Origin of the sequence: Pseudomonas fluorescens, from assembly GCF_000968015.1 — a bacterium.
Taxonomy (GTDB): domain Bacteria; phylum Pseudomonadota; class Gammaproteobacteria; order Pseudomonadales; family Pseudomonadaceae; genus Aquipseudomonas; species Aquipseudomonas fluorescens_W.
Genome location: NZ_LACH01000053.1, coordinates 142,487 through 157,303, shown reverse-complemented (window position 1 = coordinate 157,303; position 14,817 = coordinate 142,487). Strand labels below are relative to the sequence as shown.

The window sequence follows — 14,817 nt, the reverse complement described above, 5'->3', positions numbered from 1 at the left end:
AACCCGGCTCAACAGGACTTCCAATGACCCCATCGCTGCTAATGGCTGTTCTCGCCTCGGGCTTTATTTACGGCATCACGCCGGGGCCGGGTGTGTTGGCGGTGTTCGGCATTGGTGCGGCGCGTGGTCGGCGGGCCGGGGCGGGATTTCTCTGCGGGCATTTGCTGGGGGATGTGGTCTGGTGCAGCACCGCGCTGATTGCGATTGTCGGTGCGCGGGAAATCGGCAGTACCGCGTTCGATGTGCTGGGAGTACTCAGCGGGCTGTACCTGTTTTGGCTCGGCCTGCGCGCGGTTCGTGCCCGTCGCAGCAGTGTCGAAGCGCCACAGGGCCCGGCGCGGCAGCCGTTCTGGCACGGCATTCTGTTTGGCCTGACCAATCCGAAGGCTTACCCGGTGGCGGTAGCGACTTTTACGGCGTTGCTGTCCAGCCGTGCCGAATTGCTGCACTGGTCGATGCTGCCGTGGCTGATTGTCCTGAGCTTCGTCGGTGGCCTGATGGCCTACGCTATCCTCATTGGCATTGTCGGTGCGCGGCAGGTGCGCAGCTTGTACCAGCGTCATGAGCTGTTGATCACCCGGTTGTGTGGGGTGATGTTTATCGGTTTCGCCATCAACGCCCTGGCGCATGCATTGCCGGGGCTGGTGACGAACAAGGCGTGAGGCTGATCGCAGTGACGCGTCAGTTGTATTGATGGGGCAGGGAAGGTTCTTTATTGCTGCATTGTCCGGACACGCTCACCGCACTATGGCAACCAGAAATTCCGCGCCGTTGGCGAGCTTCATCGATCTCTTGCTGGACGCCGTCTGTGCGGTCGACAAACAAGGTCGCTTCGTATTTGTCAGCGCGGCCTGCGAACGTATTTTCGGTTATACCCCCGAAGAGCTGATCGGCCAGCCGATGATCGACCTGGTGCATCCCGCCGATCGACAGCGCACCCTCGATGCCGCACGGGAAATCATGGGCGACGACCCCAAGCTCAACTTCGAAAACCGCTATCTGCGCAAAGATGGCCGGGTGGCGCACATCCTCTGGTCGGCGCGCTGGTCTGAGGTCGACCAGCTGCGCATCGCCGTGGCACGTGACATCACTGAACGCAAGCAGGCGGAATCCCGACAAGCGGCGTTGTATGCGATCTCCGAAGCGGCCCACGCGGCGGAAGACTTGTTGGCGTTGTTCAAACGCATCCATTTGATCATCGGTGAATGGCTGCCGGCGCTGAATTTCTCCGTGGCGCTGTATGACGAGCACTGTGCACAGCTGAATTTCCCTTATCACGTGGACGACCTGGAGCTGCGACCCGAGCAGCCCGGAACGATCACCGGCCGTCTCTGCGCCGAGGTCATTCGCAGCGGCCAGCCGATTCTGCTGACCCCGGATCAGGACAATTTGCCGGAAGGGTTTGAGGCGCTGGTCGCGGGTCAGCATTCACCCTGCTGGCTGGGTGTGCCGTTGAGTTCACAAAACGGAACCATCGGTGCGCTGATCGTTAAAAGCGTGCCCGGTGGTGAGCGCTACACCGAACAGGACAAGGAGCTGCTGCAATACGTTTGCGCCCAGGTCGCCACCGCGATTGAGCGCAAGCAATTGCATGCCAGACTGCAGCGCATGGCCCAGTACGACCCACTGACTCAACTGGCCAACCGAGATTTGCTGCGTGACCGGCTTAAAGACTCACTGAAGCTGGCGCGGGCGGACTCCGGCCGAATGGCACTGCTGTACGTCGACCTCGACCGCTTCAAGCAAGTCAACGACACCCACGGTCATACGGTCGGCGACATGCTGCTGCAAGCGGTCGCCAATCGGCTCAAAGGCTGCGTGCGCGAAACCGACACGGTGGCGCGCATCGGCGGTGATGAGTTTGTAGTGTTGTTGCACAGCATCCACGCCTCGGAAGACGCCGACATCGTGGCGGGAAAAATCCGACAGGTGCTGGCTCAACCCCTGCGTCTGGACGGCCACAGCCTGATCATTCAGACGAGCATCGGCGTTGCGCAATACCCCGACCACGGCACTGAAGAAAATCAGTTGTTCCGGCACGCCGATGAAGCCATGTACGCCGCCAAGCGCCAACATCACCAACGCCTCGGGGCCTGAAAAATCTGCCACCGTTCGTCGCGGCGATTTCAACTTTTCTAAACCTTTGCGGTGATCGAAATTCTGATTCTATGCGGGCTCCTGCTCGCCGCGATCATTACCAAGAGGTAGAGAATCATGCCTAATTCAAGAAACTCGAACTCGGGAAACTTCGCCAACGATCGAACGAAGGCGTCTGAAGCCGGTCGCAAAGGTGGGAAAACTACCACCACGACTGTCGATAAAGACCCTGCGAAACCCGATATGGGCCGCAAAGGTGGTCAGAAATCGAAGTAGCGGTGAACGTAGTTTTGATTGAGAGGCGGGAGCGTAAGCTCCCGTTTGAATTTTTTACGAGGAGGGCGCGACCATGAGCCGGATGGCCACCCGATTACGCAATGCCAGTTTTGCCACGTTGCTGGGCCTGTGCGCCAGCAGCGCCTTTGCCCAGTCCCCCGCCGAATTCATTAACGATGCGTCGGCCAAAGGCATGGCCGATATTGAGGCCAGCCGCCTGGCGCACCAGAAAACCGAATCCAAAGAGGTCAAGGACTACACCATCGTCGTCATCAACGACCGCACCACCGCCAACCAGCACCTGGCGAAAATCGCCAAGCAGCTGGATTTGCCAGTGGCCCCGCGCGAAGAGGTCGTCGATAAAGCCAAAGCCTTGATGCCGCAAGTTCAGGACGACGCGAGCTTTGACCAGGCCTACGCGGCCAGTCAGGTGAAAACCACCCAGGAAGCCATCGAACAGCTTCAACAGGCTGCGCAGACCACCGACGTGCCTGAAATCAAAGCCTTCGCCGAAGAAACATTGCCCAAACTGCAGAACCACCTGCAAATGGCCAAGGCGCTGCAAGCCAGTCGCTAGCCATCGGAGTGCGCGGGTGGTCTGGGGCCACCCGCGACTTCCTGATCAGCATTGATTCAAATCCGGTTTGCCTTTTTCCTCGACGACGGTCCCGTCCACGGAAACCGTTTCGCCCTCGCCAAGTTGCCGATACTGCTTTCTCAGCGCTTCCAACTGCTTGAGATCCAGCGCCTCGAGGCCCAGCATCGCGTTCTGCGCATCCTTCGTCACCCGCAGCAACTCATCGATCTTCAAATGCAAAATGTCCGTGTCGCGGTTCTGGGTGTTCTGGATCAGGAACACCATCAGGAACGTGATGATGGTGGTCGACGTATTGATGATCAGTTGCCAGGTGTCGTTGAAGTGAAAAATCGGCCCACTCAGCCCCCACAAAAAAATCAGAATGATCGCCCCCATGAACGTCTTGGGGCTGCCCGTCCACAGGGCAAGTTTCTGAGCGACTTTTGCGAATTTCATTGCCGTGTTCCTTATAGGGATGCGCCTGAATTTCAGACAGCAACGGCGTGTTGGAAATTCTAATTACATTTCCATATTCAAAAAACCGGCCTTTAAGGCTAATGCTGTTTACTTAAACGCGGGCGTCTACATTTGTGGCGAGGGGATTTATCCCCGTTGGGCTGCGAAGCGGCCCCAGCGTCTTTTCAGACAGACTAAGTTGTCTGGATTACGACTGCTTCGCAGCCGAACGGGGATAAATCCCCTCGCCACAGGTTATTGCTTGACTGAATGTCTTAAGTGAACAGCATTAGCCTCAAGGGCCGGTTTTCAGGCATCCATTTACTCCGCCAACTTCACGTCCACCGACCAACTGAAGTACCCCAATGCCTCGCAGCTTTTATTGATCAGCATGAATTTCAGTTCGCACGCCGCCACCCCTGCCGCCAATTGCGTGCAGTGCCAATAATGATCATCGGCCGTGTGGCTGTCTGGTTGGGTCGGGTCTTCGGGATTTGGTGCGGGGACTGTCAGGTTTGCGTGGACCACCAGTTCAGGCGGTGAAAGGACCCCGGCATCACCTACAGACATCTCGTAGAACACCACGCTGTGTTCGGCGAGCAAGCTGATGGTCCTGCCACGGATGTGGAAGTTCTCGCTGTTATTCGCGGAGAGTATTATCAAGCTGTCATTTATTGTACTTTGTGTTTGTTTTGTGCCGCTGATGGCGAAGATGAAACCTTCCTCAATCCTGGTCGGGTTTTGCGGCTCTGTACTGGGCTGCGAATAGCGTGAAAGCAGTGATTCGGCATCGACGATCAGCAGCACATTGTTGGCTGGCGCGATACTCGTCGAGGGGGAGGCAATTGGTTCGGAAGTCATCATGGATTCCTTTCATGATGGTGATTCAAGACGGCATCCGCATCGGATCAAGCAAGACATCCCGTCCCGGCCTAAGCGGCAACGAACTCGGTAGGCCCCTCGTTGCCAAGGGGCCTGGTCATTGTCAGTTATGGATGGAAATGAACGGATCCCACGAGCAGCAGCCTACGATCTTGCAGTCGCGATCAACGATCAGGAAATGGAAGTGGTAGGTCACGCTACCGCACGAAAGTGTTTCCGAAGACCAGTAATGGTTATCGACTTTCTGGCAGCTGGGCACGGACGGGTTGCTGGTGTTGGGGACGGCGACACAGGCTGTAGCCTTGCGCGGCGTGGGGGTGGAGATCAACTCGTTGCCGGCGTTGCCAATGAATTTGTAGAAAATCACGGCCGTCTCGAAGCTCTGCGACAGGCTGGTTTCACGCCAGCGAATCAAGTCGCCTACTTGGGCTTTCAAATTCAGTTCGCCACCGGCCTGGCCGCTGACCACGTTGTTTTGATTGGTCACCATGTACACATGATTGACGTCGATCAGCGTCGGCGACGCAGGGTTTTTGCTGATGTTCGGGTATTTTTTCAGAATGGTTTCAGTGTCGATTGAAACCAGTACATCCGTGACTCGAGACATAGTAAAGCTCCTTGTTCATAGTGAATGCCTGGCTTCTTTCCAGGCACAACAACGCTTGCTTGCCTTGCGGCCGTTGCGAACACACTAAGGGCGGAACCCACCTGTCACTGGCATGAGCTGGCCTTGCTCCTTGCGTGCAAAATAACGGGTTCGGGTTCCTTCCGACGGGCCGCGATCAGGACTATAGATGCGATATATAGGCTGTCAAAATTGCTTGGCTTCTGTTTCGACGAACGGTCGGTTTGGTTAAGGCGCAAGAAGATTTGGCGATAAAAAATCCCGCTCGGATTCCTCTCTATTGCGTCGCCATCCGAAGGTCGGGATAGGGCGCACGCGCCGGTCGATGTAACCTAGCTGACCGGATGTCCGCCTCAGGCAACATCGCACCGACAGGAGAACGCAATGAGTTGGTCCGCCAAACAATACGTCGCTTTTGAAGATGAACGCACACGCCCGGCCCGTGACTTGCTGGCTGCCATTCCCGGCACGGATGCGCGCTCGGCCATCGACATCGGTTGCGGCCCTGGCAACTCCACTGAATTGCTGGTGGAGCGCTTCGCCAATGCCACGGTGCGTGGCCTGGACAGTTCGACCGACATGATCGAGGCCGCCCGCAAGCGCTTGCCTCAGGTGCAATTCGACACGGCAGACATCGATACCTGGAACGATACGGGTCCGTTCGACGTGATTTTCGCCAACGCGGTGTTGCAGTGGGTGCCCGATCACCAGCGGTTATTGCCGTCACTGGTAGCCAGGCTCGCACCCGGCGGTAGCCTGGCGATTCAGATGCCCGACAACCTCAACGAGCCATCCCACCGCTTGATGCGCGAAGTCGCTGCCGATGGGCCGTGGGCCGAAAAACTGGCCGGGGCCGCTGGCCAGCGAACGGAAATGGAGAGTGCCAGCGGTTACTACTCGATGCTGCGCCCGCACTGCTCACGGGTCGATATCTGGCGCACCACCTATCATCACCCGCTTGCGGGTGGCGCGTCAGGTGTGGTCGAGTGGTTCAAGGGCAGCGGTTTGCGGCCGTTTCTCGATCCGCTGGATGACGAGGAGCGGGCGCAGTATCTCAAGCAGTACCAAGCGACGATCGAACGGGCTTATCCGTCGTTGGCCGATGGTTCCGTGCTGCTGCCGTTCCCACGGTTGTTTATCGTTGCATCGCGTTGACGCGTCTATGAAAAGGGGACAGGCCGCGCTCTTTTCGTCTGTCCCTTTCTCGCACTGATGGCCGAGCAACCCGCCGTCGTTAATCAAGCAACTGATCGATCAAAACCGCGTTGCTATAGATCAAGCTCCCATCACTCGCTCGATGCCCGACCAGATGAAACTGGCCGCGCTCGTAGTGTATATAGACGCGCATCTGGCAATCGGACAACGGGCCATATCCCTCCGGCAATTTCAACTCCAGTGTGTCCATGTCGACATCGACCATGGTTTCACGCCCATCGGTCTTCTGCAGGCGTTCTTCAGCTTCCTCCAGTCTCAGACGGAGAGGGTTATCGACGTAAAAATGGATTTCACCTATTGGTTCCGACTTTTCTGCACCGTTGAGTTTGCACCGACCTTCGATCGTCAAGGCACTCATGACGAAATCTCCGTTGTGGACAGCCGGACTCTATAGCTTTTGGCCGTCATCTGTCTGACCGCTATGCATAGGCGAGGATCTTTTCGAGCGTTTTTAGCCGATCTTTGCCTTCCGTAATCAGATTTTAATTATAGCTGGCAACCGGGCCTCGCTTGCTCGATGTGTCGTTCAGGCGAGATGTGTTGCTTAGTAGTTACAGTTATATATAGCGAATAGGTTTCAAGTGATCAAGTTGATGCTGAAGTTGGAATATCCAGGCAGCAAGGCTTTTCAGGAAAAGCGTTTGCTCCGGCCATGAACTATACTTCCTGCGGACTTTGCTACGAAGATAAGTGGTGTTTGTCCAGCCTGTTTTGGCGTCAGATTAGTATGAATTTGACGATGTTGTTCTGTGGGAATGCTTATGCATGCCGATGAGTAACAGGAATAGGATGAAGGCAAAATGGCAATAGCAATTATTCTTGTGCTAATCGTTATTGCCTCCGTGCTGTTCCATCTGGTTGCGCCTTGGCATGCAGCGCCGCCCGCGTCGAACTGGGGTTCTATAGACACCACCCTGTTCATCACCCTGGTCATCAGCGGCATATTTTTCATCGCCATTACCGTTTTCATGGCAGTGGCCATCATGCGTTTTCGTCACAAGGAAGGCTCCCGGGCGACTTACCAGCCAGAAAATAAAAGGCTGGAATTCTGGTTGATTGTCGTGACCTCGATCGGTATTGCCGGGATGTTGGCGCCGGGCCTGGTTGTTTACAATGATTTCATCCGGGTTCCAAAAAATGCTTATGAACTTGAAGTGGTCTCCCAGCAGTGGCAGTGGGCTTACCGTTTTCCGGGCCAGGACGGAAAGTTGGGGAAGTCGGATATCAAGTTTGTAGATTCGGTCAATCCACTCGGCGTTGATCCCAAAGATCCTGTCGGGCAGGACGATGTAATAGTCAGAAGTAATGAAGTTCACCTTCCGCTCGGTCAACCGGTGAAAGTTTTATTGCGCTCCAAAGATGTTTTGCACAATTTCTATATACCGCAGATTCGCAGCAAGATGGACATGGTGCCGGGGATGGTGTCGTACTTTTGGTTTACGCCAACTGTTATCGGCAAGTATGAAGTCCTGTGTGCCGAGTATTGTGGCGTCGGTCATTACAACATGCGCGGCACTATGATCGTGGAAGACCAGGCTACCTTCGCTCAGTGGCTGGGCAGCCAGCCGACCTTTGCGCAGACATTAACAACAGCTGCCAAACCCAGTCGGGACAGCGTGCTGGAAAAAGGTCGGCTGTTGGTCGAGCAGTACGGCTGCCGTGCCTGTCATAGCCAGGACGGCAGTGCCAGTCTCGGCCCGGGATGGAAGGGCCTTTACGGGCGCACCGAACAACTGGCCGATGGCACCAGCGTGCAGGTCGATGAAGCCTACGTGAAAGAGTCGATCCTCGATCCGAAGGCCCGCCTGGTGCAAGGCTACCCGCCGGTGATGGTGGCCTATACTCTCAATGACGATGAACTGGGTGCGCTCATCGCCCTGATCAAATCACTGGGTAGCGGGCAGCAAGCTGAAGAAGCTTCTCCCGGCGAAGCGTCGGCCCCGGGTGAGGACTTGGTGACACAGGGTCAACGGCTGGCTCAGTCGCTCGGCTGTCTGGCCTGCCACAGTGTCGATGGCAGCAAGGGTGTCGGCCCCAGCTGGCAGGGCCTGTATGGCAAGACAGAAGCCCTTGCCGACGGTACGAGTATCAAGGCCGACGAGGGCTATATAAAGGATTCGATCCTTAATCCCGGTGCCAAAATCGTCAAAGGCTACGCAGCCGTCATGCCACCCTTTACCCCGAGTGATCAGGAGTTGAACGCGCTGATCGCTTTTATCAAATCCAAAGCGAATGCCGACGCTGATGCGAGCAAGGCGGAGCCAGGGAAGTAGCCGTAAAGCAGCCAGGAATGCACTGAAACTTCGAACAGGAGGATGACGTGATGGCCTATGCGGAGCAAGCCGAAACAGAAGCGCTACACGAGCCCAAAAGTTTCCTGACCAAATATGTCTGGAGTCAGGACCACAAGGTCATAGCCATTCAATATTCCTTGACGGCTTTGTTCGTGGGTCTTATCGCCATCGTGTTGTCCGGCTTGATGCGCATACAGATAGGCTTCCCCGGCAGCTTGGCGTTCATGGACGCCAGTACTTACTATCAGGCGATGACCATGCACGGCATGATCATGGTCATTTATTTGCTGACGGCCTTGTTTCTGGGGGGCTTCGGCAACTATCTGATCCCGCTGATGGTGGGCGCCCGCGACATGGTCTTCCCCTACGTCAACATGCTGAGTTACTGGTTCTACTTGCTGGCGGTAGTGGTGTTGCTCTCCAGTTTCTTTGTACCGGGCGGCCCCACCGGTTCGGGCTGGACGCTCTATCCGCCACAGTCCATTTCTCAGGGGACACCGGGGGTGGAGTGGGGCATCGTCCTGATGCTCGTCTCTCTGGCGATTTTTATTGTCGCAGCCACCATGGGCGGGTTGAACTACGTGACCACGGTGTTGCAGGCGCGCACGCACGGCATGACTTTGTTTCGCATGCCGCTTTCCGTATGGGGCATCTTCATGGCCTCGATCATGGCCTTGCTGGCCTTCCCGGCGTTGTTCGTCAGTGCGGTCATGATGCTGTTTGACAAGCTGTTGGGTACCAGCTTCTTTATGCCGGCGATGATCTCGCTGGGGCAGCAGCTCGATCACCAGGGTGGCAGCCCGATCTTGTTCCAGCACCTGTTCTGGTTCTTCGGCCACCCGGAGGTCTACATTGTTGCTCTCCCGGCGTTTGGTCTGGTCTCCGACTTGATCAGCACGCATGCGCGTAAAAACATCTTCGGCTACCGCATGATGGTGTGGGCCATTATTGCGATTGGCGTACTCAGCTTTGTGGTCTGGGCGCACCATATGTATGTCAGCGGAATGAACCCGTACTTTGGCTTTTTCTTCGCCGTCACCACCTTGATCATCGCAGTGCCGACCGCACTGAAAGTCTACAACTGGGTGTTGACCCTGTGGCGCGGCGACATTCATCTGACCGTGCCGATGCTGTTTGCCCTGGCCTTTATCGTCACCTTCCTGGTCGGCGGTCTGACCGGCTTGTTTCTGGGCAATGTGATCGTGGATATTCCGCTCTCGGACACCTATTTCGTCGTCGCCCATTTTCATATGGTGATGGGTGTCGCGCCGGTACTGGTGGTGTTCGGCGGCATTTATCATTGGTTCCCGAAAGTCACCGGGCGCCTGTTGAACGACACCCTGGGCAAGCTGCATTTCTGGATTACCTTCCTGGGCACCTACGCCATCTTCTTCCCCATGCACTACCTGGGATTCCAGGGCATGCCACGCCGTTACTACGCCTATGACAACTACGCGTTTATTCCGCAGTCGGCGCAGGAGTTGAATGCCTTCATCACGGTGATCGCATTGACGGTCGGCGTTTCCCAATTGCTGTTCGTGTTCAACCTGGCCTGGAGTGTGTTCAAAGGCAAGCCCGCAGGCAGTAACCCCTGGGGCGCGGCCAGTCTGGAATGGCAAACGCCCAACACCCCGCCGATACACGGTAACTGGGGCGCGAAGCTGCCGGTCGTGCATCGCTGGGCCTATGACTACAGCGTGCCGGGGATAGAACAGGATTTCGTTCCGCAAACAGTCTCCGCCGAGGAGCTGGAGCAGATGCGCCAACTCAGTGCCGGAACCACGACAGCGGGCGTTAAACCATGAGCAGGCTGCTATTGAGAAACGCCGACGGCGCTGACCCCGGCGGCAGCTGGAATCGCGATCCGCGGGGTACTGAGGCCGGCGAGGGCACCGATCGATACCAAATCGCAAGAACAGGCCTGCGTTTGTTTCTGGTCGTGGTGAGTTCGTTATTTTTCCTGTTCTTGCTCGCCTTTATCGCCCGTTCACAAATGACCGACTGGCAGCCCCTGACAGAGCCCTTGGCGCCGTTGGCCAATCCAGGGCAGCTATGGGTAAATTCGGCATTTCTGGTCTTGAGTTGCATCGCATTGCAGTGGGCGCGCATGGCCGCTCGCAAGGCTCGGCTCGACGCAACGGTCATCGGCTTTGTGTTGGGCGGCCTATTTGCAATGGCCTTTCTGATGGGGCAGTTCTGGGTCTGGCAGCAGTTTGTCGCCTGGGGCTACTTTGTCGCCGGCAACCCGGCCAACAGCTTCTTCTACCTGTTGACCGGTGTGCACGGGCTCCACCTGCTGGGTGGGTTGATTGCCTGGGGCAGAACCGTGGCTAAATTCCTGCTACGTGTGCCGTTGCCGCAACTCAGCGCCAGCGTCGAACTCTGTGCCATCTATTGGCATTACTTATTGGGTCTGTGGTTCGTGCTATTTGCTCTGCTGACCAGCACGCCACAAACCTATGAAGCCATCGCCAGACTCTGCGGCCTGAGGTGAAAAGCCATGGCATCGCACCCAGCAACCCCAGGCGAGTCCAGTTCATCCAATCCCCCCGGCTCACCGCTTGTACCGGGATGGGAGGGCATCGCCAGCGACTGGTCCTCGGACAAGGAGGCCTTCAAGCAGGTCCCCTGGGGCAAGGCGATGATGTGGATATTCCTGCTCAGCGATACCTTTATATTCACCTGTTTTTTAACCGGCTACATGTCGGTACGCATGACCATCACCACCGCCTGGCCGAACCCCAGTGAAGTGTTCGCTTTGACGATCGGCGGTAGAGAAATCCCGCTTATTCTGATCGCCATCATGACCTTTGTGCTGATCAGTAGCAGCGGCACCATGGCCATGGCCGTCAATTTCGCCTATCGCCGTGATCGTGCGAAAACCACGGCCCTGATGCTGGCGACCGCTGCCTTGGGTGTGACCTTCGTCGGCATGCAGGCATTCGAATGGAGCAAGCTCATCGCAGAAGGGGTGCGTCCTTGGGGGAACCCTATGGGGGCGGCGCAGTTTGGAGCCAGCTTTTTCATGATTACCGGTTTCCACGGACTGCATGTGTCAATCGGCGCTATCTACCTCAGCATTGTGGCGCGGAAAGTATTGCGGGGAGATTATGAGCGCTCCGGAAACTATCAGAACGTCGAGATAGCCGGGCTTTACTGGCACTTCGTGGATTTGGTGTGGGTGTTTATTTTTGCTTTCTTCTATTTATGGTAGAGGAGCACGGGTGATGGCGCATGCTCAGGGTCAACAACATCCGATTAGTTTGTATCTCAAAATCTGGGGGCTGTTATTCGTCCTCAGCACGATGTCGTATCTCGTCGACTATTTTCACTTCCATGGCTATCTTCGGTGGGCCCTGATTATCACTTTCATGTTGTTGAAGGCAGGTTTAATTGTCTCCATCTTCATGCATATGGCCTGGGAACGGCTGGCCATGGTCTACGCCATACTGGTGCCACCGTTGTGTTTGCTGGTACTCGTCGGACTGATGGCCACCGAGGCGGATTATGTTTTCCTCAGCCGGGTCATTTCCTTCGGCCAATAAGCAGCGTCTGGATGGCCTTCAGTCTCCAGGGGCTAACCCGATATCACTCGCTTGAACTGATGCCATTTGTGCTGCCAGGCTACCGTCCAGTGGGGGGCTGCCGTTCCCGTACCGGCGATCTCCAGCATTGGATGATGTTCGATAACTCCGTCCAATACCGACTCCTGATTCGGCTCGACATCTACGAAGAAAATATGTTTTCCCTCTGCTACCACCTGTTTAAAACTGCGGAAGTGAGTGTTTGGCACCTGGATACCAAAAAAACCGCCTTCCCAGATGCAGAAGCCACATACAACAATGGCAAGAAAGATAAAAGGCATCCAGCCTGCTGCGGATTCGGTCCAGCCCAGCCAATAAGCGCCGCCAAGAACCAGCGCCGCGAGGGGTATACCGATCACTGCACCAATTTCGCCAGAGTGGACAACATCCTGTTCCATTAACGAGTTAACTTCGTGAAGATGATGTTGCTCAACATCGGCAACATGTTCACTGAGCACATGAATTTGTTCGGAATTGATGCCGCTGGCTTCCAGCTCATTTTCAACGGCTTCAAGATCATCGAGGTTGTTGCTGATGTAATAGTGTCGATTCATGCCACACCTCCCATCTCGTGCTTGCCGTAGACCTCCTTTGTCATGCAGCTGCCAGTCGAGATTTGCAGTCGGTATCAGTACCCGTGGGGAACGCTGTACGCTTCATTCAAACCATAAAAAAGTATAGCACTGCATATCATTCAGGCTTGGGTTGGGACGCAGGCGGTCTGATGCTCCCCCGGTTTTTTTGTGCCCGGAATTTGGGGGGCCGGGCCATTTCTATGATCCACCCCAAGGCCTTATCTAATCCGTCGAAAATCACTCCCTGCCGACCCCCATCTCCCGATCCTCAAACGCAGAACGCACCGCCTCCACGACACGTTCAGCCATGGCGTCATCTTCAAGCTGCGGATACCCTTTCTTCAGCTTGCCGGACACCACCCAGCCATTCTCCTTGATGGAGCGGATAATGCGGTTTGCGTCCTGATCTGGCATTTCTAGCACCTCTTTTAGCTGCTCCTGAGCTCGCTGAAAGATCACCAGTACTTTGGCTTCATCTGCCATTTCCTTATGGATCGTGTGCTTGACGACGCGTGCGGTGTACAGGACGTGCTCGGTCAGGTCGGGATACCGCCAGGCAAAGCATGCGTCCTCGTATTCATCGAAGATGAAGTTACTGAGAGTGCCGTCCTCGTAGGTTACGAGTTCGCCGAACCGATAGGCCGTCGCGTAACGTCGCATGAACGGTCGCGAGAACACTTCGAGCGTACGATCGTAGCCGGCCCTGAAGTCGATCGAACTGGTAATGGTGGCTGACACCGGCAGTATCACGCCGTCCGGCACTGCCTTATCTCGAATCAAGGTGTCGTTGATCAGGAAGCGATGAATCCGGCCATTGCCATCTCGCATGGGATGGATATACACGTAGCCAAATGCCAACACAGCGGCACGTGCCAGTGACTCCGCACCACGCGTTGCGACCTCAAACTCAGTAAGTCCTGCCAATAGCTGAGCAAGATCTGCGAAATGGGGGGCGATGTAATGCACGATGTCCTCGCGCATTGTGGCCTGACCCACAAACACAGGAGAGTGGCGCAAGCCCAGTCCGATGGCATCCTGCCCCAGGATGCCGGCTTGCAAGGACTGCAAGCTTTCGTTGCTCAACGGGTTTTTGATATGACCGCAGTGCTGAGCAATGACATGGGCAAAGCGCTGGATGCGATCAGCCTGGTCGGCTTCCTTTTCGATGAGAAAACTCGCGCGCGACTCCTTGAACGTCAGCCAACTGGCCGTACGCATCAGGATGTCGGAGCCATAGGCGTGATCCAACTCTTCCAATGCTTCGCGCAAATCGAATTGCAGAGCTTCCTGTACTGATGGGGTACGACGAACCAAGGGGCAGAACTCAGCCGTGCCCGGCAGGTTGTTATTGATTCGCCAGCGTCGCGTTCGCAGTGACTCGCAACGAGTCAGGTATTTTTTGGGCGAAACTGCATCGACATAGGCGCCATTGGTCACGTCAGGCACATCCAGACATTCACCTGTCAGCCATTCGTAAAGGAACCCGGTGCGCCGTGCGTACTGGCCGAAAGGCTCTCGTCGACACCAGTCTTCGATAGGCTGCGGGCCTATCGCCGAAAACAGGCGAGAGAAGAACTCAAGATGAATCTCTTCGTACTTGAGGCCGAATTCGAAATGCCCTGCGAAATCGTCTTCGGGCCTGTAACTGGGCGGAAACCGGTTCTCCACATTCCCGTCACTCTCGCGGCTGAGACGTGCAGTGCCGATCTCAGACTCGACACGCAGAGGCTGTGCAACTGCGATGTCGTAGCGATCGGCGAGGGCCTTGAAACCGACTGGCATTGACGAATTCCTTAACAGGGCAATGAAAATGCTAATAAAACGCCAGTATGGCGCGGAAACGTTAATTTTCTACGATGCGAAAATACTAATCCTGTGTGAATTTTGATACTAAAACTGTTATTCCCAAAAAAAACGTTAACGAATCTCAGCTTAGCCATAACTGTCCTAAGGGCAAAAGGCAATTTCACCAAACTCCAGACACAAAAAAACCGGCCATCAAGGCCGGTTTTTTCTTTACCTGCATCCCCCGTCAAAAAACGACGTGAGATTGAAATTCGATTGGAGCGGGTGAAGGGAATCGAACCCTCGTTATCAGCTTGGGAAGCTGGAGTAATGCCATTATACGACACCCGCTCAGAGCGGCTGACTTTGTACCAGATGTGGGCGTGGAAATGAAGTTTTTCTTTGCGTGGGACGGCTTTAGCGCAATTGAAACAAAGCAGAGACCGCATGG

General features: G+C 55.7%; 16 protein-coding genes and 1 tRNA gene. 10 read left to right on the top strand and 7 right to left on the bottom strand.

Annotated features, from left to right (window positions below):
- The first annotated feature begins 23 nt into the window (after nt 1-23).
- The 4 genes from VD17_RS22730 (at nt 24) to VD17_RS22720 (ending at nt 2,950) form a co-directional block, all read left to right on the top strand.
- Nucleotides 24-662 (top strand): LysE family translocator, encoded by a 639-nt coding sequence (locus VD17_RS22730; RefSeq protein ID WP_033061380.1) that lies wholly within the window; start codon nt 24-26, stop codon nt 660-662.
- Between the two features lie 85 nt (nt 663-747).
- The gene (locus VD17_RS22725) at nt 748-2,097 is read left to right on the top strand and encodes a sensor domain-containing protein (RefSeq protein WP_046055753.1); all 1,350 of its coding nucleotides are present in this window, start codon (nt 748-750) and stop codon (nt 2,095-2,097) included.
- A gap of 117 nt (nt 2,098-2,214) precedes the next feature.
- Nucleotides 2,215-2,373: a KGG domain-containing protein gene (locus tag VD17_RS31825; RefSeq protein ID WP_010462447.1), complete on the top strand. Its 159-nt coding sequence runs from the start codon at nt 2,215-2,217 to the stop codon at nt 2,371-2,373.
- Between the two features lie 73 nt (nt 2,374-2,446).
- Entirely contained in the window at nt 2,447-2,950 is a 504-nt protein-coding gene (locus VD17_RS22720; RefSeq protein ID WP_046055752.1) for a DUF4142 domain-containing protein, read from the top strand.
- 45 nt (nt 2,951-2,995) lie between these two features.
- Here the strand turns inward: VD17_RS22720 and VD17_RS22715 are convergent, their stop codons facing one another.
- From VD17_RS22715 to VD17_RS22705, 3 genes are all read right to left on the bottom strand, one after another.
- The gene (locus VD17_RS22715) at nt 2,996-3,406 is read right to left on the bottom strand and encodes a low affinity iron permease family protein (protein WP_046055751.1); all 411 of its coding nucleotides are present in this window, start codon (nt 3,404-3,406) and stop codon (nt 2,996-2,998) included.
- 321 nt (nt 3,407-3,727) lie between these two features.
- Nucleotides 3,728-4,267 (bottom strand): AidA/PixA family protein, encoded by a 540-nt coding sequence (locus tag VD17_RS22710; RefSeq protein WP_046055750.1) that lies wholly within the window; start codon nt 4,265-4,267, stop codon nt 3,728-3,730.
- A 124-nt stretch (nt 4,268-4,391) separates the two neighbouring features.
- Nucleotides 4,392-4,895, bottom strand: a complete 504-nt coding sequence (locus VD17_RS22705) for an inclusion body family protein (RefSeq protein ID WP_046055749.1) — start codon at nt 4,893-4,895, stop codon at nt 4,392-4,394.
- Nucleotides 4,896-5,297: 402 nt separating this feature from the next.
- On the opposite strand from VD17_RS22705, the gene tam reads away from it, so the two are divergent.
- On the top strand, nt 5,298-6,068 hold the full coding sequence (gene tam, locus VD17_RS22700) for a trans-aconitate 2-methyltransferase (RefSeq protein ID WP_046055748.1): 771 nt from the start codon (nt 5,298-5,300) through the stop codon (nt 6,066-6,068).
- Nucleotides 6,069-6,147: 79 nt separating this feature from the next.
- Here tam and VD17_RS22695 read toward each other — a convergent pair whose 3' ends face one another.
- On the bottom strand, nt 6,148-6,486 hold the full coding sequence (locus tag VD17_RS22695) for a hypothetical protein (RefSeq protein ID WP_046055747.1): 339 nt from the start codon (nt 6,484-6,486) through the stop codon (nt 6,148-6,150).
- A gap of 442 nt (nt 6,487-6,928) precedes the next feature.
- On the opposite strand from VD17_RS22695, the gene VD17_RS22690 reads away from it, so the two are divergent.
- The 5 genes from VD17_RS22690 to VD17_RS22670 are packed head-to-tail and all read left to right on the top strand — an operon-like array spanning nt 6,929 to nt 11,967.
- On the top strand, nt 6,929-8,401 hold the full coding sequence (locus tag VD17_RS22690) for a cytochrome c oxidase subunit II (protein WP_046055746.1): 1,473 nt from the start codon (nt 6,929-6,931) through the stop codon (nt 8,399-8,401).
- Nucleotides 8,402-8,451: 50 nt separating this feature from the next.
- Nucleotides 8,452-10,227, top strand: a complete 1,776-nt coding sequence (gene ctaD, locus VD17_RS22685; RefSeq protein WP_046055745.1) for a cytochrome c oxidase subunit I — start codon at nt 8,452-8,454, stop codon at nt 10,225-10,227.
- A complete protein-coding gene (locus VD17_RS22680; RefSeq protein WP_046055744.1) occupies nt 10,224-10,916 on the top strand; it encodes a cytochrome c oxidase subunit 3 in 693 nt (230 codons plus the stop codon). Before ctaD ends, VD17_RS22680 begins: the two co-directional genes overlap by 4 nt.
- A gap of 6 nt (nt 10,917-10,922) precedes the next feature.
- Nucleotides 10,923-11,636 carry a heme-copper oxidase subunit III family protein gene (locus VD17_RS22675; protein WP_033061396.1) on the top strand — a complete coding sequence of 238 codons (714 nt, stop codon included), beginning with the start codon at nt 10,923-10,925 and terminating at the stop codon, nt 11,634-11,636.
- A gap of 13 nt (nt 11,637-11,649) precedes the next feature.
- The gene (locus tag VD17_RS22670; RefSeq protein ID WP_033061398.1) at nt 11,650-11,967 is read left to right on the top strand and encodes a cytochrome C oxidase subunit IV family protein; all 318 of its coding nucleotides are present in this window, start codon (nt 11,650-11,652) and stop codon (nt 11,965-11,967) included.
- Nucleotides 11,968-11,999: 32 nt separating this feature from the next.
- Here VD17_RS22670 and VD17_RS22665 read toward each other — a convergent pair whose 3' ends face one another.
- The 3 genes from VD17_RS22665 to VD17_RS22655 form a co-directional block, all read right to left on the bottom strand.
- Nucleotides 12,000-12,560, bottom strand: coding sequence for a hypothetical protein (locus VD17_RS22665; RefSeq protein ID WP_046055743.1), 561 nt, complete (start codon nt 12,558-12,560; stop codon nt 12,000-12,002).
- A 258-nt stretch (nt 12,561-12,818) separates the two neighbouring features.
- The gene (locus VD17_RS22660) at nt 12,819-14,363 is read right to left on the bottom strand and encodes a Fic family protein (RefSeq protein WP_046055742.1); all 1,545 of its coding nucleotides are present in this window, start codon (nt 14,361-14,363) and stop codon (nt 12,819-12,821) included.
- Nucleotides 14,364-14,643: 280 nt separating this feature from the next.
- Nucleotides 14,644-14,717, bottom strand: a tRNA-Gly gene (locus VD17_RS22655).
- Nucleotides 14,718-14,817: the final 100 nt, after the last annotated feature.